At 62.3% G+C, this 22841-nt stretch carries 25 protein-coding genes; 21 read left to right on the top strand and 4 right to left on the bottom strand.

Features of this window, described 5'->3' with window-relative positions:
• Positions 1-198: 198 nt before the first annotated feature.
• From cobJ to cobG, 4 genes are read right to left on the bottom strand one after another with little or no spacing between them, the layout of a single operon-like run.
• A complete protein-coding gene (cobJ, locus tag EJ576_RS03945; RefSeq protein ID WP_126569604.1) occupies positions 199-1836 on the bottom strand; it encodes a precorrin-3B C(17)-methyltransferase in 1638 nt (545 codons plus the stop codon).
• Positions 1836-2567 (bottom strand): precorrin-2 C(20)-methyltransferase, encoded by a 732-nt coding sequence (locus EJ576_RS03950; protein ID WP_122730656.1) that lies wholly within the window; start codon positions 2565-2567, stop codon positions 1836-1838. The genes cobJ and EJ576_RS03950 overlap by 1 nt, the downstream gene beginning before the upstream one ends.
• Complete coding sequence (locus EJ576_RS03955) at positions 2567-3193, bottom strand: precorrin-8X methylmutase (RefSeq protein ID WP_016976987.1); 627 nt, start codon at positions 3191-3193, stop codon at positions 2567-2569. Before EJ576_RS03955 ends, EJ576_RS03950 begins: the two co-directional genes overlap by 1 nt.
• Positions 3186-4532 (bottom strand): precorrin-3B synthase, encoded by a 1347-nt coding sequence (gene cobG, locus EJ576_RS03960; protein ID WP_126569605.1) that lies wholly within the window; start codon positions 4530-4532, stop codon positions 3186-3188. Before cobG ends, EJ576_RS03955 begins: the two co-directional genes overlap by 8 nt.
• A 38-nt stretch (positions 4533-4570) precedes the next feature.
• Here cobG and cbiE point away from each other — a divergent pair, with 38 nt between their 5' ends.
• From cbiE to ureC, 21 genes are all read left to right on the top strand, one after another.
• A complete protein-coding gene (gene cbiE / locus EJ576_RS03965; RefSeq protein WP_126569606.1) occupies positions 4571-5776 on the top strand; it encodes a precorrin-6y C5,15-methyltransferase (decarboxylating) subunit CbiE in 1206 nt (401 codons plus the stop codon).
• Positions 5773-6492 carry a cobalt-precorrin-6A reductase gene (locus EJ576_RS03970; protein WP_126569607.1) on the top strand — a complete coding sequence of 240 codons (720 nt, stop codon included), beginning with the start codon at positions 5773-5775 and terminating at the stop codon, positions 6490-6492. The genes cbiE and EJ576_RS03970 overlap by 4 nt, the downstream gene beginning before the upstream one ends.
• A gap of 371 nt (positions 6493-6863) precedes the next feature.
• Positions 6864-7172 carry a type II toxin-antitoxin system RelE/ParE family toxin gene (locus tag EJ576_RS03975; RefSeq protein WP_122730649.1) on the top strand — a complete coding sequence of 103 codons (309 nt, stop codon included), beginning with the start codon at positions 6864-6866 and terminating at the stop codon, positions 7170-7172.
• Entirely contained in the window at positions 7169-7456 is a 288-nt protein-coding gene (locus EJ576_RS03980; protein ID WP_122730648.1) for an addiction module antidote protein, read from the top strand. Before EJ576_RS03975 ends, EJ576_RS03980 begins: the two co-directional genes overlap by 4 nt.
• Before the next feature lie 96 nt (positions 7457-7552).
• Complete coding sequence (locus EJ576_RS03985) at positions 7553-7948, top strand: DUF2946 domain-containing protein (protein WP_095014519.1); 396 nt, start codon at positions 7553-7555, stop codon at positions 7946-7948.
• A 47-nt stretch (positions 7949-7995) separates the two neighbouring features.
• Entirely contained in the window at positions 7996-8478 is a 483-nt protein-coding gene (locus EJ576_RS03990) for a copper chaperone PCu(A)C (RefSeq protein WP_126569608.1), read from the top strand.
• A gap of 11 nt (positions 8479-8489) precedes the next feature.
• Complete coding sequence (locus EJ576_RS03995; RefSeq protein WP_122730643.1) at positions 8490-8879, top strand: DUF2946 domain-containing protein; 390 nt, start codon at positions 8490-8492, stop codon at positions 8877-8879.
• Between the two features lie 93 nt (positions 8880-8972).
• The gene (locus tag EJ576_RS04000; RefSeq protein ID WP_126569609.1) at positions 8973-11033 is read left to right on the top strand and encodes a TonB-dependent copper receptor; all 2061 of its coding nucleotides are present in this window, start codon (positions 8973-8975) and stop codon (positions 11031-11033) included.
• Between the two features lie 115 nt (positions 11034-11148).
• The gene (locus tag EJ576_RS04005; RefSeq protein WP_122730640.1) at positions 11149-12531 is read left to right on the top strand and encodes a PepSY domain-containing protein; all 1383 of its coding nucleotides are present in this window, start codon (positions 11149-11151) and stop codon (positions 12529-12531) included.
• The gene (locus tag EJ576_RS04010; RefSeq protein ID WP_371923928.1) at positions 12506-12703 is read left to right on the top strand and encodes an iron chelate uptake ABC transporter family permease subunit; all 198 of its coding nucleotides are present in this window, start codon (positions 12506-12508) and stop codon (positions 12701-12703) included. The genes EJ576_RS04005 and EJ576_RS04010 overlap by 26 nt, the downstream gene beginning before the upstream one ends.
• A gap of 187 nt (positions 12704-12890) precedes the next feature.
• Positions 12891-14156: an urea ABC transporter substrate-binding protein gene (gene urtA / locus EJ576_RS04015; protein ID WP_126569610.1), complete on the top strand. Its 1266-nt coding sequence runs from the start codon at positions 12891-12893 to the stop codon at positions 14154-14156.
• Between the two features lie 167 nt (positions 14157-14323).
• Positions 14324-15826 carry an urea ABC transporter permease subunit UrtB gene (urtB, locus tag EJ576_RS04020; protein ID WP_126569611.1) on the top strand — a complete coding sequence of 501 codons (1503 nt, stop codon included), beginning with the start codon at positions 14324-14326 and terminating at the stop codon, positions 15824-15826.
• The gene (gene urtC / locus EJ576_RS04025) at positions 15826-16893 is read left to right on the top strand and encodes an urea ABC transporter permease subunit UrtC (protein WP_122730634.1); all 1068 of its coding nucleotides are present in this window, start codon (positions 15826-15828) and stop codon (positions 16891-16893) included. The genes urtB and urtC overlap by 1 nt, the downstream gene beginning before the upstream one ends.
• Complete coding sequence (urtD, locus tag EJ576_RS04030) at positions 16890-17723, top strand: urea ABC transporter ATP-binding protein UrtD (protein WP_163002065.1); 834 nt, start codon at positions 16890-16892, stop codon at positions 17721-17723. Before urtC ends, urtD begins: the two co-directional genes overlap by 4 nt.
• Positions 17724-17735: 12 nt before the next feature.
• On the top strand, positions 17736-18434 hold the full coding sequence (gene urtE / locus EJ576_RS04035) for an urea ABC transporter ATP-binding subunit UrtE (RefSeq protein ID WP_028615555.1): 699 nt from the start codon (positions 17736-17738) through the stop codon (positions 18432-18434).
• Positions 18435-18465: 31 nt separating this feature from the next.
• On the top strand, positions 18466-19305 hold the full coding sequence (locus tag EJ576_RS04040) for an urease accessory protein UreD (RefSeq protein WP_126569612.1): 840 nt from the start codon (positions 18466-18468) through the stop codon (positions 19303-19305).
• 3 nt (positions 19306-19308) lie between these two features.
• Positions 19309-19611: an urease subunit gamma gene (locus EJ576_RS04045; protein ID WP_010213535.1), complete on the top strand. Its 303-nt coding sequence runs from the start codon at positions 19309-19311 to the stop codon at positions 19609-19611.
• A gap of 9 nt (positions 19612-19620) precedes the next feature.
• Positions 19621-20133 (top strand): GNAT family N-acetyltransferase, encoded by a 513-nt coding sequence (locus tag EJ576_RS04050; RefSeq protein WP_028615553.1) that lies wholly within the window; start codon positions 19621-19623, stop codon positions 20131-20133.
• Positions 20134-20138: 5 nt separating this feature from the next.
• Positions 20139-20672 carry a GNAT family N-acetyltransferase gene (locus EJ576_RS04055; RefSeq protein WP_028615552.1) on the top strand — a complete coding sequence of 178 codons (534 nt, stop codon included), beginning with the start codon at positions 20139-20141 and terminating at the stop codon, positions 20670-20672.
• Positions 20669-20974 (top strand): urease subunit beta, encoded by a 306-nt coding sequence (locus EJ576_RS04060; protein ID WP_028615551.1) that lies wholly within the window; start codon positions 20669-20671, stop codon positions 20972-20974. Before EJ576_RS04055 ends, EJ576_RS04060 begins: the two co-directional genes overlap by 4 nt.
• 111 nt (positions 20975-21085) lie before the next feature.
• Positions 21086-22786: an urease subunit alpha gene (gene ureC, locus EJ576_RS04065; protein WP_126569613.1), complete on the top strand. Its 1701-nt coding sequence runs from the start codon at positions 21086-21088 to the stop codon at positions 22784-22786.
• Positions 22787-22841: the final 55 nt, after the last annotated feature.

The raw sequence follows: 22841 nt of genomic DNA on the forward strand, positions 1-22841 counted from the left end.
CCACCCTAGTCCACTGGCCTAAGCGTTTTCCAGACGACAAACATCCCTTGGCGCAACCCGTCAAACCATGCCGCCCAGCAATCACGCGGCGTGTCTGGCGGGCTTCCGGATTTCGTCGCAGAAAAAAGAAAAAGCCCCGGACAACGCCAGGAAAATCCCTGGGTCATTCGGAGCTTTCAGGCACCTGAAGGGCGGTTTTCAGGTGGCGGGTTTCTCGCCGTACCAGCGCGGTGTGTACACCCACTCACCGCCACCGGCACGCGGGAAGGTGACGGTGGTGGAGGAGCCGATCAGCACCATGGTGCGCATGTCCACCTGCTCCGGCGTCAGTTGCCCCAGCGTAGTGACGCGCAGGGTCTGACCCGGCCGACCAATATCCCGGCCTAGCACCACCGGCGTATCAGGCGTGCGATGCAGCGCGACGATTTCCAGGGCACGCCCCAGCTGCCACGGCCGCGAGCGCGAGATCGGGTTGTAGAACGCCAGCGCCAGGTCGGCCTGGGAGGCCAAATCCAAGCGCTTTTCGATGATCGACCAAGGTTTGAGGTTGTCCGACAGCGACATCACGCAGAAGTCATGCCCCAACGGCGCACCAGCCTGGGCGGCGGTAGCGAGCGAGGCCGAAACGCCCGGCAGGATTTCCAGGTCGACCTGATGCCAGGCTGGATCGCTGGATTCGTGCAGGGCTTCGATTACCGCAGCGGCCATGGCGAACACGCCGGGGTCGCCGGACGACACAACCACCACCGAGCGACCTTGGGCCGCCAGTTCAAAGGCGTGGCGGGCACGCTGCATTTCTTCGCGGTTGTCGGTGCAATGCTGCACCTGGTCGTCACGGAAGGGCCCGGCCATGCGCACGTAGGTTTCGTAACCCAGCACATCGGTGCAGCGCGCCAGTTCAGCCTTGACCGCTGGCACCATCAACTCAGCGGCGCCGGGGCCCAGGCCGATCACGGCCAAGCGGCCACGCACACGGCCGACTTGCGACAGGTCCAGGGGTTGCTCGGCAACGTTGATGACAATATCGACGTCCTGGGTGACGCTGGCAAACCGTAGCGGTACACCCAGCTTCAACGCTGCCTCATGCAACGACGCTTCGGCCATCTGTGTATCACTGGCCAACAGGCACGCCAGGGATTGCACGGCGATGCCCGCCTCATGCAACCCAGTGCGCACACGCTCAGCCAACTGCGCACCTGGCTTGCAGGTCACGCTGATGTTCTTCGGGTAGATCAGCAATTCATTGGCGGCAGGCGTGCGCTCGGCACTGCCCACATGAATCGCCAGGCGTGCCTGTTGGTCCTGGGGCAAATTGGCCTGGTCCAGCCACGGCGCGGCGCCTTCAATGCGCACGCTTTCGCCGGCCAGCAGGTCGGAGACGAAGCGCTTGCCCAGTTCCAGGTCGGCCAGTTCATAACCCGCAGGCGGGTTGAGCAGGCAGGTGCCAAAACGCAGCTCGCCACTGGTAGTGATCGCAGCGGCTACGTTCAACGCAGCGGCGATTTCGCGCGCGATCACGTTCACACCGCCCAGGCCGCCGAGCAACGGCACCACCGCGCGGCCGTCTTCGGCCACGGCCAGCACGGCGGGTTCTTCGCCTTTTTCCAACAGCAGCGGCGCCAGGGTACGAATGACGATACCCGCCGCGCACAGCGCAATCAGCGGCGTGCCTTGCTGATAGAGCAGACGCAGGGTCGCGCCGAATTCACTGTAGGTCTGGTCCGCGCCGTCGACCCGTCCGGCCAGGCCATGGATCAACGCACCGGGGTAGACCTGCTGGATCTTGCGCGCAGTGGCCAGGCTGCCCTGGCCCAGAATGACAATCGCCGGGCTCATCAACCTTGCCACCGTTCACCGGGCACGATGATCAGCGAGAAGTACGGCGACGACGACGGGTCGACCTGATCCAGCGGCACGATCTTCTGGTTCGCCATGGTGGCGCGCTCCACATACAGCGCACGCCCGGCCAGGCCAAGGTCTTCCAGCACCTGACGCACTTTCGGGAAGTTGCGACCCAGCTTCATGATCACGGCCGCATCGGCATCCGCCAAGCGGCGCTTGAGGTCTTCATGGGGCAATACACCCGAAAGAACTGACAGGCTCTGATTGCGATACACCAACGGCGCACCCAGCACCGAGGCACCGCCGAGCATCGAACACACGCCAGGAATCACCTGCGCTTCATAGCGCTCGGCGAGGCGGTCGTGCAGGTACATGTAGGAGCCGTAGAAGAACGGGTCACCTTCGCAGATCACCGCCACGTCACGGCCGGCATCCAGATGTGCGGCGACGTCAACGCTGGCGGCGTCGTAGAAATCGCTGATCACCTGCTCGTAGGACATCGGCGCCGGCAACACTTCGGTGGTCACCGGGTACACCAGCGGCATCAGCGTCTGTTGCGGCACCAGGTGATCTTCGATGATGCCAAAGGCGTTGCCCTTCTTGCCCTTGGCCACGAAGTACGCCACCACGGGCGACTCACGCAGCAGGCGCAGGGCCTTGAGGGTGATCAGTTCCGGGTCACCGGGGCCTACGCCCAGGCCGATCAAACGTCCGCGTGCCGGCATTATTCGACCTCCGTGGCCAGGGCATTCACCGCGGCGGCGGCCATGGCGCTACCGCCCAGGCGGCCCTGCATGATCACGAACGGCACACCACGACTATCGGCGGCGAGCATTGCCTTGGACTCGGCAGCGCCGACAAAACCGACCGGAAAACCGAGGATCAACGCCGGTTTCGGCGCGCCCGCATCCAGCATTTCCAGCAGATAGAACAACGCGGTCGGCGCATTGCCGATCACCACCACGCTGCCTTCCAGGTGCGGACGCCACAGTTCAAGGGCGGCAGCGGAACGGGTGTTACCGAGTTCGCGCGCCAGCTCCGGCACGCTGTCGTCGCGCAGGGTGCAGATCACTGGGTTATTGGCCGGCAAGCGTGCGCGGGTCACACCTTCGGAAACCATCCGCGCATCGCACAGGATCGGCGCGCCAGCGGCGAGCGCATCGCGCCCGGCCTTGCCCGCGCCCTCGGAGAACTGCAGGCCGTCGATGGCGTCGACCATGCCGCAGGCATGAATCACCCGCACCGCAAGTTTCTCCAAATCAGCCGGGATGCGGTCCAACTTGGCTTCCGCGCGAATAATGGCGAAGGAGTTGCGATAGATCTCCTGACCGTCGCGGATGTAATCAATCATCGGTGTTGCTCCGTGGGCGGGCGCGCAGCAAGGCGCCCGTCGCTTCAATAGAAAGGTTGCGTGCGTGCAGCCGGCCGAAATCGGGGTGGGCTGCCTCGCGAAAATAGAGGTCGTAGTGGCCGGGGCTCACCGCCAGCAAGGTCACCGGCGCGGTATGTGCGGCGGCGCAGGAGCGTGGGCAGCCGGACAGGTGCACGTTGTGCCCGGTGTCCAGAGCAGCGAGTTGCACGGCGTCGGCCTTGGTGTCGGCCAGGGCCTTGCCGCAGCCGCTGGAGCCGGTGCAGGCGGTCATTCGCGCCAGGGGTTGGTCGATGGTGCAAAGGAAGCCCAGTTGCGCCAGGCGCTCGGTCACGGCGTGCGGTTTTTCGACGTTGGGCAACAGCACACCTTGCCAAGGGGTGAAGCGCAAGGTGCCGTCGCCGTACTCACTGGCCAGGTGTGCGGCGCTTTTGAGCATCGTCGCGTCCAGGCGGCCCAAGGGTGCGATGGCGGCAACATAAAACTGATTCTTTTGCTCCTGTGGATACGTACCGAGGTGCAGCAAAGCCCCGCTGGGCTGGCGTTTGAAGCCATCGGCCGACAGTAATGGCAGGCTCAGATGCCCCAGCAAGTTATCCACAGCCAAATGCCGCATGCGGGTTTGTTCCGGGCTGGCCAGGTCGAGGAACGCCTCCAGCACGGCCACCACCAGCGCATGCCCCTGCTCGAGCGGCACGGCGGCCAGCGGCGCATCCAGCCCCGGGCAACCCGCCAGGCCAAAGGCGAGGAGCGTCTGGCCATTGCGGATGAAGGCCGACAGCCACAGGTCGTGGTGATGCTCGAGCATCGCCAGGGCTTCGCCGCCATCCAGCTGTATGGCGAACTTGGCTGACAGTTCATGGAAACGTGGGTGGTTTTGCAGGGTGGCGAGGATTTCATCGGCCAGCGGGCGGGTGTCGAACAGCATCTGCGGGTCGATCCCTGCGCTGGGGCTGAGCATCAGGTTGCGTACATCGTCGCCGGCGGCATTGTTGGGGCCAAGGCCCGCGGCCAGCAGCAGGGCGATCAAAGCCCCCTCCTCGGCACCGATCCCGCGAATCTGCAGATTGGCGCGGTTGGTCGCCTCGATCACCCCACCGGCATAGGCCTGGGCGGCATCCGCCACCGCGTGGGCCTGGGCGGCGCGGATCGAACCACCGGCCAATTTGATCCGGCAAATGCCGCCATCCAACGCCTGGACAATACGCAGCAACCCCGGACAAGCCGAGGGGCGCAAGGTATTCACAGCGGGCGTTGGGTTCACGGGGCTACCGGTTGATGGGTAAAGGCGCGGTATTATGCCTGCTTTGTCCGGCGGCATGAAAAGCCTGCCCGTCGGATGTCGTTCAAGGAATTGTTATGTCGCCCTGGCTGACGGTTGTAGGCATCGGTGAAGACGGCTTCAAGGGGCTGGGCAGGAATGCCCGGCATGCCCTGTTGCGCGCCACGCGGATTATAGGTGCTCAGCGCCAGTTGGACCTGTTGCCGGTGTGTATTCGCGGCGAGCGGGAGTTATGGCCGAGCCCGTTTTCCCTGGAACCGGTGCTGGCGCGGCGCGGCGAGCCGGTGTGTGTGTTGGCCAGTGGGGACCCGATGTTCTATGGCGTGGGCGCGAGTCTGGCACGGCAGGTGGCGGCGAATGAATTGCTAATCTTGCCGACGCCTTCGTCGGTGTCGTTGGCGGCAGCGCGGTTGGGTTGGCCGTTGCAGGAAGTGGTGACGCTGTCCGTGGTCGCCCGGCCGCTGGCGGCGCTGAATGCGCATCTGGCCAGTGGCGTGCGCTTGTTGGTGTTGAGCAATGACGGTCGCAGTCCGGCGTTGATTGCCGCTTTGTTGGCTTCGTGCGGGTTTGGGCCGAGCCGCTTGAGCGTGTTTGAACATTTGGGTGGCGCGGACGAGCGGCGCATCGACGGGCTGGCGGTTGATTGGCAGCACGCGCCAATCGCCGATTTGAATCTGGTTGCCATCGACTGCGTGTCTGACCCGCAGGCTGCGCGCCTGTCACGTCTGGCCGGCCTGCCAGACTCGGCCTTCAAACATGACGGCCAACTGACCAAACGCGATGTACGCGCCATGACCCTCGCCCGCCTCGCGCCGATGCCCGGCGAACTGCTGTGGGACGTGGGCGCCGGCAGTGGCTCCATTGGTATTGAATGGATGCGCGCTCATCCGAGTTGCCGTGCAGTGGCGATTGAAGCGGATGAAGGTCGCCAAGGCCTGATCGAACACAACCGCGACGCCCTGGGCGTGCCGGGCCTGCAACTGGTTCGCGGCAAAGCGCCCGAGGCTTTAAGCGGCCTGGAGGCACCGGACGCCATCTTCATCGGCGGCGGCGTCACCCGCGACGGCGTGCTCGAGACCTGCTGGCAACACCTGCGGCCGGGCGGGCGGCTGGTCGCCAATGCTGTGACCCTGCAAAGCGAAATGACCTTGATGGACTGGCGTGCGCGTTATGGCGGAGAACTGACGCGTATCCATGTCGCCCAGGCCCAGCCGCTGGGCGAATTCGATACGTGGCGACAGGCGCTGCCGATCACGTTGCTGGAAGTGGTCAAGCCGCTATGAAACGCATCCTGTTGTTGGGCGGCGTGACTGAAGCGCTGGCCATTGCCCGTACGTTGGGCCCGGAACATATCTACAGTCTGGCCGGTGTGGGCCGAGTGCCGACTGACCTGATATGCCAAGTGCGGGTGGGCGGTTACGGCGGGCCCGAGGGCTTGGCGCAGTTTGTTCGGGATGAGGGGATTAGCCTGATTCTCGACGCGACCCATCCGTACGCGGCGCAGATCAGCCGCAATGCGGCCGAGGCTGCTCGGTTGAGCAGTGTGCCGTGTTGGGCGTTGCGCCGCCCGGCGTGGCAGCCGCAGGCGGGGGATGATTGGCGCGAGGTCAGTGATTGGGCCGCGCTGATTGAAGCGCTTAAACCCTTCAAGCGTCCGCTGTTCACGTTGGGGCGCGAGCCGTTGCAGCATCTTGATGAAATCCCGCCGGAGCAGTTCTGGACGTTACGTGCACTGGATGTGTATCCGGGGAATGAGCGGTGTGAAGTGATCGGCGCGCGGGGGCCGTTTTTGATTGAGGATGAGCGCGCGCTGTTCAGGCGCCGTGGGATTGATGTGTTGATCAGCAAGAACAGCGGTAGCACCGCCACAGAACCAAAGCTGGAAGTGGCAAGAGAGCGAGGCGTGCCGGTGCTTGTATTGAAACGCCCCGCTCTGGCTACCGTCGACCGAGAGTTCACCAACGTGCAAGACCTCCTGCAAACACTGCAATCCTTGTAGGCGCTGGCTTGCCAGCGATGAGGCCCGCACGCTCACCGCAAGTCTCAGGGACCTCATCGCCGGCAAGCCGGCGCCTACAGTGAGGACGTGCCGTGTACGCGATCAGCCAGCACCTTCGCCAGCTCAATCAACTGCGCAACGCAGAACAATTTCTCTTGTTTCAAATAACCCGCTAAATGGCCAACCATTTGGCCTTCTCATAAAAGCCGAATCCCCCTACAAACACTTCCGAACCTGCTGGCTGGCTCAGCCAAAAGCCCCCGCCCTAACCTCCCCCCTCGCAGTTTCGCGTCAAATAGCCTCAATGGGGATGCCTGCTTTTACAGTGCATCGCAACTTGCCAGGCTGTATCCCAAGGAATACGATCAGCGATGATTCATTTCAAAAAATCGAAGGAATTTCAGGAGTGGCTAGTTTCATTGCGCTGTAATGCTGCTCGTGCACGTGTGATAACACGGTTAGACAACGCAACATATGGGAATTTTGGAGACTGTGAGTCAGTAGGAAACGGCGTATCAGAAATGCGCATCCACTATGGTCCCGGATACCGAATTTACTTCACGCGCAAGGGCGATGTGGTTTACCTACTGTTGATAGGAGGCGACAAATCAACCCAGAAGCGTGACATCCAACACGCAAAGAAAATTGCAGAAGACTTTGAAAAAAGGAATAACCCATGACTGAATTTACAGATTTCGACGTCGCGGACTACCTCAAGACTCCCGAGGACATGGCAGAGTACCTTGAAGCCTCTTTCGAAGAGGACTCCGGCGACGGCTTGCTGATTCGTTCAGCCCTCAACAACATCGCCCGCGCCCAAGGCATGACCCAAATCGCCCGCGACGCTGGCCTCGGCCGCGAAAGCCTATACAAGGCCCTCTCCGCCACTGGCAATCCCGAATTCGCGACTATCATGAAAGTCATGAAAGCGTTGGGCCTCAAGCTCCACGCCACCGCTATCTGATAGCACTGCGACACCAAACCACATGCCCTGTTTTTACTTATCTCCTACGATCAGGCTAAATACCCCCTGATCGTTTAACCCTACGGATTGTCCGCCATGGCTCGTCAACGCTTTGCAATCGCCTGGATCGCCTGCCTCGCAGTGCTGTTCAACGCCTTTGCCATGCCGATGGCCAGCGCGATGCAACAGTCCCAGGACCCGGTGCAGCAATTGCTGTGGGGCAGTTTCTGCTCCTCCAATGGCGCTACGCTCAAGACCATCGCCCTGGGCAAGCTGGAGATTCCGGCGCCGCAGCAGGACGATCACTCCACCATGCAGCATTGCTGGTGTTGCTCGGGCTCGGCGCCGTTGGTGGCGTTGCCGGGACATGTGCCGCAGTTGTATCTCACCCAATTCAGTACCTCCCAGAGCTTGCCGTCGCCCCGGCTGCAAAGCCCGACCCCGCGCCAGCAATGGCCAAGCCTCAACCCCCGCGCCTCTCCAACGGTCTGATTTTCTTCGCAAGTGAACTGCGTTTAGAACCGTTCTGGAGAACTGCCATGCTCAAATCTTCCCTGCTTCTGGCTGCGTTGCTGCTGCCGGTATTCAGTGCTGCCAATGCCGAGGACTACAAGTCCGGTGACCTAGTGGTCAGCGAACCCTGGTCCCAGGAGTTGCCGCCGAATGCGCCGACTGTCGCTGCCTATTTTGTGATTCATAACACCGGCGAATCCCCGGACCGCCTGCTCAGCGTCGAAACGCCAGTGGCGGAAAAAGCCGAGCTGCATGAACACGTCATGCTGGGCGACCTGATGAAGATGCAGCAAGTGCCCAGCGTCGCCGTACCGGCCAAGGGTGACCTGACCTTCGCGCCCATGGCCTACCACGTGATGCTGCTCGGCCTCAAAGACCGCAGCCTGTTGGCCGACGGCAAGCAATTCCCGCTGACCCTGACCTTCGAAAAAGCCGGCAAGGTCGCGGTGCAAGTGTCGGTACAGAAAGTACCGCCGATGGCCGGCCACGCACACAAGCACCCGCAATAGACTGACACGTAATGGGCGCCCCTCGCGCCAGGCTCTCCCCACACGCCCGCGTAAGGCGCGGCGGTTGGATCAGCCTGTTCGCCATGCTGATGATCTTTATCGGTCCGCTGATTTCCCAAGCGATGCCGATGGACCATCACGCCGGTATGTCGATGGACATTCCGATGGACCACGGCGACTCCCATCACAAGAAAACCCCTGACGAACACCACGCCCTCTGGTCCAAGTGCGGCTATTGCGACCTGCTCTACAGCTGCCCCGCCTTGCCCGGCGGCGTTTCAACCTTCACCCAGAGCAGTCCGCCGCCCGCCAACGCCCTCACCCCCGCCACGCGCCTGGGCCATGCCCGGCAAAGCATCTTCCCCGGCGCCCGCAGCCGCGCGCCGCCCATCGCTTCGTAAGCACTTCACAGCGTTACTTCACCCCGGCCGACTTTAGACAGACAGCCGCAGGCTGCTGGCCGGGTTGTTTACGATTGATTGATGGAATTTGTCATGTCCAGGTTTTCTGCTGACACCCGTTTGGGATGTACTCCCGTGTTCGCCGTTCTGTGCGGCGCACTGCTGGCTCCAATGGCTCATGCCGACGAAAATGAATTGAGCCCCACCGTCATTACCGCGATCGCCCCCAGCTCACCGCTGACCGTGATCACCAACCCGAAAGACCCGCGCCAACCGGTGCCCGCCAGCGATGGCGGCGATTATCTCAAGACCATCCCCGGCTTCGCCCTGGTGCGCAATGGCGGCACCAATGGCGACCCGGTGCTGCGCGGCATGTTCGGCTCGCGCCTGAATATCCTCACCAATGGCAGCATGATGCTTGGCGCCTGCCCGGGCCGCATGGATGCGCCCACCTCGTACATCTCACCGGAAACCTACGACAAACTCACCGTAATCAAAGGCCCGCAGACCGTGCTCTGGGGCCCTGGCGCGTCGGCCGGCACCGTGCTGTTCGAGCGTGAGCCTGAGCAATTCGGCGAGCTGGGTACGCGGCTCAACGCTAGCGTGCTGGCCGGTTCCAACGGGCGTTTCGACAAAGTCATTGATGCCGCAGCCGGGGGGCCGCTGGGCTATGTGCGGGTGATCGGCAACCAGGCCCATGCAGACGACTACAAGGACGGCAACAACGACACCGTCGCCTCGCGCTACGACAAATGGAACGGCGACGTAGCTGTAGGCTTCACCCCCGACGCCGACACCCTGCTGGAACTCACTGCCGGCCGTGGCGATGGCGAAGCGCGCTACGCCGGGCGCGGCATGGATGGTTCGCAATTCCTGCGCGAAAGCCTGGGGCTGCGTTTCGAAAAATCCAACATTGGCGAAGTCCTCGACAAGGTCGAAGCCCAGGTCTACTACAACTACGCCGACCATGTGATGGACAACTACAGCCTGCGCACGCCCTCGGGCACCGGCATGATGGCCGGGCCGATGGCATCCAACGTCGACCGGCGCACCCTCGGCGCGCGCATCAAGGCCACTTGGCGCTGGGCCGATGTGCAGTTGATCAGCGGCCTGGATGCGCAGACCAACGAACACCGCCAGCGCAGCAGCATGGGCATCGAGACCTACAAGGACCTGCCACGGGTCAAGGACGCCAACTTCCACAACTATGGTGTGTTTGGCGAAATGACCTGGTACGCCGCCGACCGCGAACGGCTGATCACTGGCGCGCGCCTGGACCGCGCCTCGGCCAAGGATTTCCGGCAGAGCACCGGTTCCGGCATGATGACGCGCGCCAATCCGACGGCTGACAACACCCGCGCGGACACCTTGCCCTCCGGCTTCGTGCGCTATGAACACGACCTGGCCGACAGCCCCACCACCCTCTATGCAGGCCTGGGCCACTCGGAGCGTTTCCCCGACTACTGGGAGCTGTTTTCGCCCAACACCGGCGCGGCCGGCTCGGTGAATGCCTTCGACGGCGTGAAGCCGGAGAAAACCACCCAGCTCGATTTCGGCGCGCAGTACAAAGCCGAAAACATGGAAGCCTGGGCTTCGGGTTACATCGGTCGGGTGCAGGACTTCATCCTGTTCGACTACCGGCCCGGAATGATGGGCACCACCTCTCAGGCCCGTAACGTCGACGCCCGCATCATGGGCGGCGAACTGGGCGCAGCGTACAAACTGACGAGCAACTGGAAGGCCGACGCCACCCTCGCCTACGCCTGGGGCAAGAACAGCAGCGACGGCAAAGCCCTGCCGCAAATGCCCCCGCTGGACGCACGCCTGGGCCTGACCTACAGCGAGGATGACTGGAGCGCAGGCGCGCTGTGGCGTGTGGTCGCCGCACAAAACCGCATCGACCAGAACAAGGGCAACGTGGTCGGCAAGGACTTCGACAAGAGCGGCGGCTTTGGCGTGTTCTCGCTGAACGCGGCGTATCGCATCAACAAGCACTTCAAGGTCAGTACCGGCGTCGACAACCTGTTCGGCAAGGCCTACGCCGAGCACTTGAACCTGGCCGGCAACGCCGGGTTCGGCTACCCGGCCAGTGACCCGCAGGCCATCAAGGAGCCGGGGCGCACGCTCTGGACCAAAGTTGATATGAGCTTCTAAAAGCTTCGCAGGCAAGCCAGCTCCCACAGTTTGGAATGCATTTCAAATGTGGGAGCGGGCTTGCTCGCGAAGGCGGCATAACAGACAACAATTTTTAAGCCTTGCGGAGCACCTGATGAACCCCCCAAAACTCTCCTTCTACAACCTGGCCTGGCGCTGGCACTTCTACGCCGGCCTCTTCGTTGCCCCATTCATGGTGCTACTGGCCCTGACCGGCATCATCTACCTGTTCAAACCCCAACTCGACCCACTGATGTACGGCGACCTGCTCAAGGTCCAAACCGCCGAGCACGTCATGAGCGCCGACGAGCAACTGCAACGCGCCAAAACCGCCTACCCCAACGCCGCGATCAGCAAATACCTGCCCCCTGCCGACAGCACCAGCAGCGCGCAATTCGTGATGCACAACGGAGGCCGCGAAGTAACCGTGTTCGTCGATCCCTATCGCGGCACGGTCCTCGGTGAGCAGGACTCGAAATACAACCTGCAAGCCATCGCCCGCGCCCTGCACGGCGAACTGATGATCGGCACCGTCGGCGATCGCCTGGTGGAACTCGCCGCCGGTTGGGGCGTGATGCTGGTGGTGTCGGGCCTGTACCTGTGGTGGCCACGCGGCAAGTCCTCGGCGGGTGTGCTGTGGCCGCGTTTCAACAGTCGTGGCCGGGTGCTTTGGCGCGATATGCATGCGGTCACCGGTTTCTGGGGCGCGTCCTTGTTGCTGGTGATGCTGCTGAGCGGCATGACCTGGACCGGCTTCTGGGGCAAGCAATATGCCGACCTGTGGAACACCTTCCCGGCGACGATGTGGAACAACGTGCCGCAGTCCGATCAGCAGGCACGCGCGCTCAATACGGCCAGCCAACAGACCGTGCCCTGGGCCATGGAAAACACGCCGATGCCGATGTCCGGCGACCATGCCGAACACATGAACCATGGCGCTATGCATTCAGCTCCGGCGGCGCCCACCTTGCGCTTGCAACAAGTGGTCGACCTGGCCAACGCACGCCACGTCGAGCCCGGCTACAGCATCACCTTCCCCACCACCGCCGAAGGTGTATTCACCGTCGCGGTGTTCGCCAACGACCCACGCAACGACGCCACCCTGCACGTGGACCAGTACACCGGCAAGGTGCTGGCCGATGTGCGTTGGGAACATTACAACCTGGTCGCGCGAGCCACCGAGACCGGCGTGATGCTGCACGAAGGCAAGATGTTCGGTTGGGTCAATCAGCTCATCGTGCTGTTGATCTGCCTGATGATCCTGCTCAGCGCCGTCAGCGGCGTGGTCATCTGGTGGAAGCGTCGGCCTCAAGGCGGCTTGGGCGTTCCGCCGCTGCGTCATGACCTGCCAAAGTGGAAAACCGCGATGGTGATCATGCTCGCCCTGGCGATCATTTTTCCTCTTGTTGGCGCGTCTTTGATTGCGGTGTGGGCGCTGGATCGCCTGGTGCTGTCGCGCTTTTTTGCGCAACGTGAATCTGCCTCGGGTTCAGCATGAAATCAGCGAGATGCCCGACGCAGAGGCTTTCTGTAGCCTTGCGTCCGGGCTGTGCCTGGTATGGGTGGACGTGGCTGCGCGCACGCTGATCGCCCCTGAAGACCTGCCCATCGGCGTAGCCACGGCGGCGATTGGCGGGGTGTTTTTCATCGGGCTGATGCGCAAGCGCTGACCGCGCCCCGTTGTAGCGCATAGCGATGCACCTGGCACCCCGCCCTGCCATTTGATGGTGCGCAACCCGTGCGCAACACACGGCGAAGCGACTATTTCATGCCTTTTCCCGACTAGGCACAGCGCTTGCAATCACCTCCTCGACTTTGTCCCCCTCATAACAATTTTGAGTTCACGGAGATCGCACCATGAAGCGTCGCAGCTTGATCAAGGCTTTCACTCTTTCGGCGTCCATTGCCGCCATGGGCATGTCCTGGACGATCCAGGCCGCCGAGACCATCAAGGTCGGCATCCTGCACTCGTTGTCCGGCACCATGGCGATCTCCGAAACCTCGCTCAAAGACATGGCGCTGATGACCATCGACGAGATCAACGCCAAAGGCGGTGTGAACGGCAAGATGCTTGAGCCGGTGGTGGTCGACCCGGCGTCGAACTGGCCGCTGTTCGCGGAAAAGGGCCGGCAATTGCTGACCCAGGACAAAGTCGCGGTGGTGTTCGGTTGCTGGACCTCGGTGTCGCGTAAATCCGTGTTGCCAGTGTTCGAAGAACTCAACGGCCTGCTGTTCTACCCGGTGCAATACGAAGGCGAAGAGATGTCGCCAAACGTGTTCTATACCGGTGCGGCGCCGAACCAGCAGGCGATCCCGGCCGTGGAATACCTGATGAGCGAAGAAGGCGGCGCGGCCAAGCGTTTCTTCCTGTTGGGCACCGACTACGTTTACCCGCGCACCACCAACAAGATCCTGCGTTCGTTCCTGCATGCCAAAGGCGTAGCGGATAAAGATATCGAAGAGGTCTACACCCCGTTCGGCCACGCCGATTACCAGACCATCGTCGCCAACATCAAAAAATTCTCGGCCGGCGGCAAGACCGCGGTGATCTCCACCGTGAACGGCGACTCCAACGTGCCGTTCTACAAAGAGCTGGCCAACCAAGGACTGAAGGCCACCGACGTACCGGTGGTGGCGTTCTCCGTAGGTGAAGAAGAACTGCGCGGCATCGACACCAAGCCGCTGGTGGGCAACCTCGCCGCCTGGAACTACTTCCAGTCAGTGGAGAACCCGGTGAACAAGAAGTTCGTTGCCGACTGGAAAGCCTACGCCAAGAAACACAACCTGCCAGGTGCCGACAAAGCTGTGACCAACGATCCGATGGAAGCCACCTACGTGGGCATCCACATGTGGGCGCAGGCGGCGGAGAAAGCCAAGTCCACCGACGTCGACAAAGTGCGTGAAGCGCTGGCCGGGCAGACGTTCGCCGCGCCTTCGGGCTTCACCCTGACCATGGACAAGACCAACCACCACCTGCACAAGCCGGTGATGATCGGCGAGATCCAGGCGGATGGGCAGTTCTCGGTAGTGTGGCAGACCCAGGAACCGATCCGGGCACAGCCGTGGAGCCCGTACATCCCGGGCAATGATAAGAAGCCGGACTATGCGGTGAAGAGTAACTAAGCCCCACCGAAGCCCAGATGTCGGGCGCGGTCAATGTGGGAGCTGGCTTGCCTGCGATGCAAACAACTCGGTGTACCTGACACACCGCAGCGATGCGATCGCAGGCAAGCCAGCTCCCACACAGAGCCAGCGCCCACACCGTCCGTGCATGATCAGGACATTTTGTTATGCCCACTGCCTTTTACCGCTTCATCCTTATGGCCCTGCTGTTGCTGCCTTTCGCGGCACACGCCAACGATGCCGAAGACTTCCTGGCTGCCAACCCCAGCCAACAAGCGAAGCTGCTCCAGGACTGGGCCACCCAGCCCGACCCAGCACGCATCGAGTTGGTGGACGCCCTTGAACAAGGCCAACTCACGCTCAACGGTGAAACCAAAACCGTACGCCTGAACAACCGCCTGCGCAGCCTGATCGACAACGTCCAAGCCAGCCAGCAACTGCTCGCCGCCGACCCCAAGGTGCGCCTGGCCGCAGCGGTGACCCTGCAAAAAAGCGCACAACCGGCGCAACTGAAATTCCTCGATCAGCAGGTCGCCGCCGAGACCAACGAGGACGTGCACACCGCCCTCAGCCTGGCCCTGGCCAACCTGCAACTGGTCGACCCCGACCCCGTCGTTCGTCTTGCCGCCGTACGCCTGTTGGGCAGCACCGGTGATCCACTGGCGCGCACGCGTCTTGAGGCGCTGCTCGCCCCCGGTGTCGAAACCGATGCCGCCGTGCACACCGCCGCCGAAACCAGCCTGGCCCAAGTCAAACGCAAGTTGATGCTCGGTGAAATCCTCGGGCAAGCCTTCAGCGGCATGTCCCTTGGTTCGATTTTGCTGCTGGCAGCCCTGGGTTTGGCGATCACCTTCGGCCTGCTCGGCGTGATCAACATGGCCCACGGCGAGATGCTGATGCTCGGCGCCTACTCCACGTATGTGGTGCAACTGCTGATGCAGCGTTACGTGCCGCAAGCCATCGAGTTCTACCCGCTGATCGCCTTGCCCGTGGCGTTTTTTGTCACCGCCGCCATCGGTATGGCCCTTGAGCGCACGGTGATTCGCCACCTCTACGGTCGGCCACTGGAAACGTTGCTCGCCACCTGGGGCATCAGCCTGATGCTGATCCAGCTTGTCCGATTGCTGTTCGGTGCGCAGAACGTCGAAGTGTCCAACCCGGAATGGTTGTCCGGTGGCATTCAAGTGCTGCCCAACCTGGTGCTGCCGTACAACCGCATCGTGATCATCGCCTTCGCGCTGTGTGTGGTGGTGCTGACGTGGCTGCTGCTGAACAAGACCCGCTTGGGCCTCAACGTGCGTGCCGTCACCCAGAACCGCAACATGGCGGCCTGCTGCGGCGTGCCCACCGGACGTGTGGACATGCTCGCGTTTGGCCTGGGCTCCGGTATTGCAGGTTTGGGCGGCGTGGCGCTGAGCCAGATCGGCAACGTCGGCCCAGACCTCGGCCAGAGCTACATCATCGATTCCTTCCTAGTGGTCGTACTTGGCGGTGTAGGCCAGTTGGCCGGTAGCGTCATGGCCGCCTTTGGCCTAGGCATCGCCAACAAGATCCTGGAACCGCAGATCGGCGCCGTACTCGGCAAGATCCTGATCCTCGCGCTGATCATTCTGTTTATCCAGAAACGCCCGCAGGGACTCTTCGCACTGAAAGGACGGGTGATCGACTGATGAACCAACCATTGATGCTGACGGCCACGCAAAAGGCTGGCCCTAAGGTGACGATTGCGGTGGGCGTGGTGATTCTCGCGCTGCTGCTGGCGTTGCCATTATGTTCACTGCTGTCACCGGAAAACCCGTTGCATGTGTCGGCCTACACCCTGACCCTGGTGGGCAAGATCCTCTGCTACGCCATCGTCGCCCTGGCGCTGGATCTGGTGTGGGGCTACGCCGGGATGTTGTCCCTCGGCCACGGCCTTTTCTTCGCCCTCGGTGGCTACGCGATGGGCATGTACCTGATGCGCCAGGCCTCCGGCGATGAGTTGCCGGCGTTCATGACCTTCCTGTCGTGGACCGAATTGCCCTGGTATTGGATCGGCACCCAGCACTTCCTCTGGGCGCTGTGCCTGGTGGTGTTGGCGCCAGGCTTGCTGGCGCTGGTGTTCGGCTTCTTTGCCTTCCGCTCGCGTATCAAGGGCGTGTATTTCTCGATCATGACCCAGGCCCTGACCTTTGCCGGGATGCTGCTGTTCTTTCGCAACGAGACCGGCTTTGGCGGCAATAACGGCTTCACCAATTTCCGCAGCATCCTCGGCTTTGGCATTACCGAGCCAGGCACACGGGCGGTGTTGTTTGTGGCCACGGTGCTGTTGTTGGTGGCGAGCCTGTTCATCGGCTGGCGCCTGGCGCGCAGCAAGTTCGGCCGAGTGCTGACCGCCCTGCGTGATGCGGAAAACCGCCTGATGTTCTGCGGCTACGATCCGCGCGGCTTCAAGCTGTTCGTGTGGGTACTGAGCGCGGTGCTATGTGGCTTGGCAGGTGCGTTGTACGTGCCGCAGGTGGGCATCATCAACCCCAGCGAAATGTCACCGACCAACTCCATCGAAGCCGCCGTGTGGGTTGCTCTTGGCGGGCGCGGGACCTTGATCGGCCCGCTGCTCGGCGCTGGCGTGGTCAATGGCATGAAGAGCTGGTTCACCGTGGCCTTTCCGGAATACTGGCTGTTCTTTCTCGGCGCGCTGTTCATCATCGTCACCCTGTACCTGCCCAAGGGCGTCATCGGCCTGCTGAAGAAATGAGGAACGTCATGCTTGAACCTATTTTCGATGCAGGCGCCGGCCGCGATGCCATCGGCCTCGGCCAAGTGGCCGGCAAGGGCCTGAACACGCGCCATGGCACCATCCTGACCCTGGAAGATATCAGCGTCAGCTTTGATGGCTTCAAGGCGCTCAACAACCTCAACCTCTATATCGGCGTCGGTGAACTGCGCTGCATCATCGGGCCCAACGGCGCGGGCAAGACCACGCTGATGGACGTGATTACCGGCAAGACCCGGCCCAGCCACGGCACCGCCTGGTTTGGTGAAAACCTGGACCTGACCCGCCTGAGCGAAGTGCAGATCGCCCAAGCCGGCATCGGCCGCAAGTTCCAGAAACCCACCGTGTTCGAAGCCCTGAGCGTGTTCGAGAACCTGGAGCTGGCGCAGAAGACCGACAAGTCCGTGTGGGCCAGCCTGCGCGCACGCTTGAGTGGCGAGCAGAAAGACCGTATCGACGAAGTGCTCGACACCATCCGCCTGACAGCCTCAGCAGAGCGTCAGGCCGGGTTGCTGTCCCACGGTCAGAAGCAGTTCCTGGAAATCGGCATGCTGCTGATGCAGGACCCGCAATTGTTGCTGCTGGATGAACCAGTGGCGGGCATGACCGACGCCGAAACCGAATTCACCGCCGAGCTGTTCAAGCGCCTGGCGGGCAAGCACTCGCTGATGGTGGTGGAACACGACATGGGGTTTGTCGGCGCGATTGCCGACCACGTCACCGTGTTGCACCAGGGCAGCGTGCTGGCCGAAGGGTCGCTGGAACAGGTGCAGGAAAATGAGCGGGTGATCGAAGTCTATCTCGGTCGCTGAGGAGAGCTGAACATGCTGCAAGTCGACAAGTTGCACCAGTACTACGGCGGTAGCCACATCCTGCGCGGGCTGTCGTTTGACGTGAAGATCGGCGAAGTCACCTGCCTGCTCGGACGTAACGGCGTGGGCAAGACTACCTTGCTCAAATGCCTGATGGGTTTGCTTCCAGCCAAAGAAGGCGCAGTGAATTGGGAAGGCAAAACCATCACCGGGTTCAAGCCGCACCAGCGTGTGCATGCCGGCATCGCCTACGTGCCACAGGGCCGGGAGATTTTCGGGCGGCTGACGGTGGAAGAAAACCTGCTGATGGGGCTCTCGCGCTTCCCCGGTTCGCAAGCCAAGGAAGTGCCCGAGTTCATCTACGAGCTGTTCCCGGTGTTGCTGCAGATGAAGCACCGGCGTGGCGGTGACCTGTCCGGCGGGCAGCAGCAACAGCTTGCGATCGGCCGCGCGCTGGCCAGTCGACCGCGACTGCTGATCCTCGATGAACCCACCGAAGGCATCCAGCCGTCGGTGATCAAGGAGATCGGTGCGGTGATCAAGAAGCTGGCGGAGCGTGGCGACATGGCGATCCTGCTGGTAGAGCAGTTTTACGACTTTGCCGCCGAGCTGGCCGACCAATACCTGGTGATGTCCCGTGGTGAAATCGTGCAGCAGGGCCGTGGTGAAAATATGGAAAGCGAAGGTGTGCGCGGCTTGGTAACCATCTAATCTGTAGCCTCCTAACGATAAATACTCTGCCATGAACCTGCCCGTTACTCCTGCCCTGTTCACCCCCAGCTGGCACGCCGAGCTGGAACTCGGCTATGCGCGCTTCGGCGACACCACGCGGCCGGTGATGCGTCGCCACCTCGGCCCGTTGCGCGTGCAAAAACACCTGTACGCCGAAGGCCCCGAGGTGTGCCAGCACATCATCGTGCACCCGCCCGGAGGCATTGCCGGCGGTGATCGCCTGGACATCAGCGCCCACGTCGGCGCCGGTGCCTGGGCGCAACTGACCAGCCCCGGCGCCGCCAAGTGGTATCGCGCCAGCGGGCCGGCTTTTCAACAGCTCGACCTGACAGTGGAAGCCGGCGCCACGCTGGAATGGCTGCCCCAGGAAACCATCGTGTTCAGCGCGGCCCAGGCCGAACTCACTACGCGTATCGATCTGCAGGGTGATGCGCGGTTGTTCTACTGGGACGTGGTCGCTCTAGGTCGCCCCGCCAGCGGCGAGCGCTTCGACCTGGGCCATTTTCAATCGCACCTGGATATCCGCCGCGACGGCCAGTTGCTCTGGCATGAGCGCCAGCGCATTGTGGGCGCCGACGGTTTGCTCGATTCGCCCATCGGCCTGGACGGGCAACCGGTGTTTGCCACGTTGCTGCTGACGGGCGATATCGACACTGAATTACTCGAAACCTGCCGCGCCCTGCCACACGCGGTGCGCGGTGACCTGACCCAATTGCCGGGCTTGCTGATCGCCCGCTGCCTGGCCAGCGAGGCGCTGCATGCTCGCGCTTGGCTGATCAATTTATGGCGCCTGTTACGCCCCGCAGTACTGGGCCGTGAAGCCGTCCCCCCCCGAATCTGGAGCACTTGAACCATGGACCTGACCCCACGGGAAAAAGACAAACTGCTGATCTTCACCGCAGGCCTTGTGGCCGAACGCCGCCTCGCACGCGGGGTGAAGCTCAACTACCCGGAAACCATCGCCTACATCTCCGCCGCCTTGATGGAAGGCGCTCGCGATGGCCGCACCGTGGCCGACCTGATGCACTTCGGCACCACCCTGCTCAGCCGCGAACAAGTGATGGAAGGAATCCCGGAAATGATCCCGGATATCCAGGTGGAAGCCACCTTCCCCGACGGCACCAAGCTGGTCACCGTGCACCAACCGATTGCGTGAGGTCTGATAATGATTCGTGACGCAACCCAAAACGATTTGCCGGCGATCCGCGATATCTACAACGACGCGGTGCTGAACACCACGGCGATCTGGAACGAACAACCGGTGGACCTGGGCAACCGCCAGGCCTGGTTCAGTGCGCGGCATGCCCAGGGTTATCCGATCCTCGTCTCGGTGGAAAACGGTGAAGTCACCGGCTACGCCTCGTTTGGCGATTGGCGCCCGTTCGAAGGCTTCCGCTACAGCGTGGAGCACTCGGTGTACGTGCGCAGCGACCAGCGCGGCAAAGGCGTGGGCCCGCGCCTGATGGAAGCCCTGATCGAACGCGCACGTGGCTGTGGCAAACACGTCATGGTCGCTGCCATCGAAAGTGGCAACCAGGCCTCGATCCGCTTGCATGAACGCCAAGGCTTCATCACCACCGGGCAAATGCCCCAAGTAGGCATCAAGTTTGGCCGCTGGCTGGACCTGACCTTTATGCAACTGACCTTGAACCCGGGCGCCGAACCGCCCAAGGAGTGACGTCGATGAACGCCGCGCAACTGCGTCGAGTCAATGCGGAAAGTTTTGCCCATTACCGTCTGGGCTTGATCGAGCTGTTGCTGGACGCGGTCAAGCATGGCGCCTCTGTTGGTTTCATGGCCGACTTCGACGAGGCCCAGGCCCGCGAGTATCTGCGCAGCGTGCAGGCCAGCATCGAAGACGCCAGCCTGCTGCTATGGGTGGTGGTGCGTGATGAACAAGTGATCGCCAGTGTGCAGTTAGCACTGTGCCAGAAAGCCAACGGCCTCAACCGCGCCGAAGTGCAGAAGCTGCTGGTGCACAGCAGCGCACGACGCCATGGCCTCGGCCAGCAATTGATGAACACCCTGGAACTCGCCGCCCGCCAGCACAAGCGCGGCCTGTTGTACCTGGACACCGAAGCCGGCTCACCCGCCGAAGCCTTCTACCAGTCGCTGCGCTACACCAAGATCGGCGAATTGCCTGACTACTGCCAAAGCCCGGACGGGCGCTACAGCCCGACCGCCATCTACTTCAAGACCCTGGGGCAACCTGCATGATTCCTGGTGAATATCAGATCCAGCCTGGCGACATCGAACTGAATGTCGGCCGCCGTACTGTCATCCTCAGCGTGGCCAACAGCGGCGACCGGCCGATCCAGGTGGGCTCGCATTACCATTTTTTCGAGACCAATGACGCGCTGACGTTTGATCGTGCGGCGAGCCGTGGCATGCGTTTGAACATTCCGGCGGGGACGGCAGTGCGATTTGAGCCGGGGCAAAGCCGTGAGATTGAGTTGGTCGATTTGAGCGGGGGCAGGCGGGTATTCGGCTTTGCCGGGAGAGTCATGGGCGACCTTTAGGGCCTCTTCGCAGGCAAGCCAGCTCCCACAGGGGAACGCATTTCAGCTGTGGGAGCTGGCTTGCCTGCGAAAGCGATCTCACATTCAACAGATTCTTTTCAGGGCACACACATGAAAATCACCCGTCAAGCCTACGCCGACATGTACGGCCCCACCGTCGGTGACAAGGTCCGCCTGGCCGACACCGAACTGTTTGTCGAGGTCGAACAGGACTTCACGGTCTACGGCGAAGAAGTCAAATTCGGCGGCGGTAAAGTCATCCGTGATGGCCAGGGCCAAAGCCAGTTGCTCGCCCATGACGTGGTCGACACGCTGATCACCAATGCGCTGATCATCGACCACTGGGGCATCGTCAAAGCCGACGTCGGTCTGAAGAACGGCCGCATCCACGCCATCGGCAAAGCGGGCAACCCGGACATCCAGCCCGGTGTGACCATGGCCATCGGCGCCAGCACCGAAGTGATCGCGGGCGAAGGCATGATCCTCACCGCCGGTGGCATCGACAGCCACGTGCACTTCATCTGCCCGCAGCAAATCGAAGAGGCGCTGACCAGCGGCGTCACCACCATGATCGGCGGCGGTACGGGACCTGCGACCGGCACCAACGCCACCACCTGTACCTCCGGCCCGTGGCACCTGGCACGCATGCTCCAGGCCAGCGATTCGTTCCCGATGAACATCGGCTTCACCGGCAAAGGCAACGCCAGTCTGCCGGAGCCGTTGATAGAGCAGGTCAAGGCTGGCGCCATCGGTTTGAAGCTGCATGAAGATTGGGGCACCACCCCGGCGAGTATCGACAACTGCCTGAGCGTCGCCGATGAATACGACGTACAGGTGGCGATCCACAGCGACACCCTCAACGAATCGGGCTTCGTCGAAACCACCCTCGCCGCGCTCAAGGGCCGCACCATCCACACCTATCACACCGAAGGGGCAGGTGGCGGCCACGCGCCGGACATCATCAAGGCCTGCGGCTTTGCCAACGTGTTGCCAAGTTCGACCAACCCGACGCGGCCGTTCACCCGCAACACCATCGACGAACACCTCGACATGCTGATGGTCTGCCATCACCTGGACCCGAGCATTGCCGAAGACGTGGCCTTCGCCGAAAGCCGCATCCGCCGCGAGACCATCGCCGCTGAAGACATCCTGCACGACCTCGGCGCGTTCTCGATGATCAGCTCCGACAGCCAGGCCATGGGCCGCGTCGGCGAGGTGATCACGCGCACTTGGCAGACCGCGGACAAGATGAAAAAGCAGCGCGGCCCGCTGCCGGGTGACGGCCCGGGCAACGACAACTTCCGCGCCAAACGCTACATCGCCAAGTACACCATCAACCCGGCGATCACCCACGGTGTGAGTCACATTGTCGGCTCCATCGAAGTCGGAAAATGGGCCGACCTGGTGCTCTGGCGCCCGGCGTTTTTCGGTATCAAACCGACCCTGATCCTCAAGGGCGGCGCGATTGCCTCAAGCCTGATGGGCGACGCCAACGCCTCGATCCCGACGCCGCAACCGGTGCACTATCGCCCGATGTTCGCCAGCTTCGGCAGCTCGCTGCACGCCACCAGCCTGACCTTTATCAGCCAGGCCGCCCAGGACGCCGGATTGCCCGAGGCCCTGGGTTTGAAAAAGCAGATCGCTGTGGTCAAGGGTTGTCGCAACGTGCAGAAAACCGACTTGATCCACAACGATTACCTCCCGGATATCGAAGTCGATCCACAGACCTATCAGGTCAAGGCTGACGGCGTTTTACTGTGGTGCGAGCCAGCCGAGGTGTTGCCGATGGCTCAACGTTACTTCCTGTTCTGATGCTTCTATTGGCGCGCAGGCACCTGGTATACCCGGTGCCTGCGCTCAACCGCCA

The sequence above is a fragment of the Pseudomonas sp. C 49-2 genome (genome assembly GCF_003970195.1).
Taxonomy (GTDB): Bacteria; Pseudomonadota; Gammaproteobacteria; order Pseudomonadales; family Pseudomonadaceae; genus Aquipseudomonas; species Aquipseudomonas canadensis.

Bases quoted from the DNA above. Each gene is read 5' to 3' on its own strand.
- cobJ (WP_126569604.1), bottom strand. From the start codon at position 1,836: ATGAGCCCGGCGATTGTCATTCTGGGCCAGGGCAGCCTGGCCACTGCG.
- EJ576_RS03950 (WP_122730656.1), bottom strand. From the start codon at position 2,567: ATGCCGGCACGCGGACGTTTGATCGGCCTGGGCGTAGGCCCCGGTGAC.
- EJ576_RS03955 (WP_016976987.1), bottom strand. From the start codon at position 3,193: ATGATTGATTACATCCGCGACGGTCAGGAGATCTATCGCAACTCCTTC.
- cobG (WP_126569605.1), bottom strand. From the start codon at position 4,532: ATGCCGCCGGACAAAGCAGGCATAATACCGCGCCTTTACCCATCAACC.
- cbiE (WP_126569606.1), top strand. From the start codon at position 4,571: ATGTCGCCCTGGCTGACGGTTGTAGGCATCGGTGAAGACGGCTTCAAG.
- EJ576_RS03970 (WP_126569607.1), top strand. From the start codon at position 5,773: ATGAAACGCATCCTGTTGTTGGGCGGCGTGACTGAAGCGCTGGCCATT.
- EJ576_RS03975 (WP_122730649.1), top strand. From the start codon at position 6,864: ATGATTCATTTCAAAAAATCGAAGGAATTTCAGGAGTGGCTAGTTTCA.
- EJ576_RS03980 (WP_122730648.1), top strand. From the start codon at position 7,169: ATGACTGAATTTACAGATTTCGACGTCGCGGACTACCTCAAGACTCCC.
- EJ576_RS03985 (WP_095014519.1), top strand. From the start codon at position 7,553: ATGGCTCGTCAACGCTTTGCAATCGCCTGGATCGCCTGCCTCGCAGTG.
- EJ576_RS03990 (WP_126569608.1), top strand. From the start codon at position 7,996: ATGCTCAAATCTTCCCTGCTTCTGGCTGCGTTGCTGCTGCCGGTATTC.
- EJ576_RS03995 (WP_122730643.1), top strand. From the start codon at position 8,490: ATGGGCGCCCCTCGCGCCAGGCTCTCCCCACACGCCCGCGTAAGGCGC.
- EJ576_RS04000 (WP_126569609.1), top strand. From the start codon at position 8,973: ATGTCCAGGTTTTCTGCTGACACCCGTTTGGGATGTACTCCCGTGTTC.
- EJ576_RS04005 (WP_122730640.1), top strand. From the start codon at position 11,149: ATGAACCCCCCAAAACTCTCCTTCTACAACCTGGCCTGGCGCTGGCAC.
- urtA (WP_126569610.1), top strand. From the start codon at position 12,891: ATGAAGCGTCGCAGCTTGATCAAGGCTTTCACTCTTTCGGCGTCCATT.
- urtB (WP_126569611.1), top strand. From the start codon at position 14,324: ATGCCCACTGCCTTTTACCGCTTCATCCTTATGGCCCTGCTGTTGCTG.
- urtC (WP_122730634.1), top strand. From the start codon at position 15,826: ATGAACCAACCATTGATGCTGACGGCCACGCAAAAGGCTGGCCCTAAG.
- urtD (WP_163002065.1), top strand. From the start codon at position 16,890: ATGAGGAACGTCATGCTTGAACCTATTTTCGATGCAGGCGCCGGCCGC.
- urtE (WP_028615555.1), top strand. From the start codon at position 17,736: ATGCTGCAAGTCGACAAGTTGCACCAGTACTACGGCGGTAGCCACATC.
- EJ576_RS04040 (WP_126569612.1), top strand. From the start codon at position 18,466: ATGAACCTGCCCGTTACTCCTGCCCTGTTCACCCCCAGCTGGCACGCC.
- EJ576_RS04045 (WP_010213535.1), top strand. From the start codon at position 19,309: ATGGACCTGACCCCACGGGAAAAAGACAAACTGCTGATCTTCACCGCA.
- EJ576_RS04050 (WP_028615553.1), top strand. From the start codon at position 19,621: ATGATTCGTGACGCAACCCAAAACGATTTGCCGGCGATCCGCGATATC.
- EJ576_RS04055 (WP_028615552.1), top strand. From the start codon at position 20,139: ATGAACGCCGCGCAACTGCGTCGAGTCAATGCGGAAAGTTTTGCCCAT.
- EJ576_RS04060 (WP_028615551.1), top strand. From the start codon at position 20,669: ATGATTCCTGGTGAATATCAGATCCAGCCTGGCGACATCGAACTGAAT.
- ureC (WP_126569613.1), top strand. From the start codon at position 21,086: ATGAAAATCACCCGTCAAGCCTACGCCGACATGTACGGCCCCACCGTC.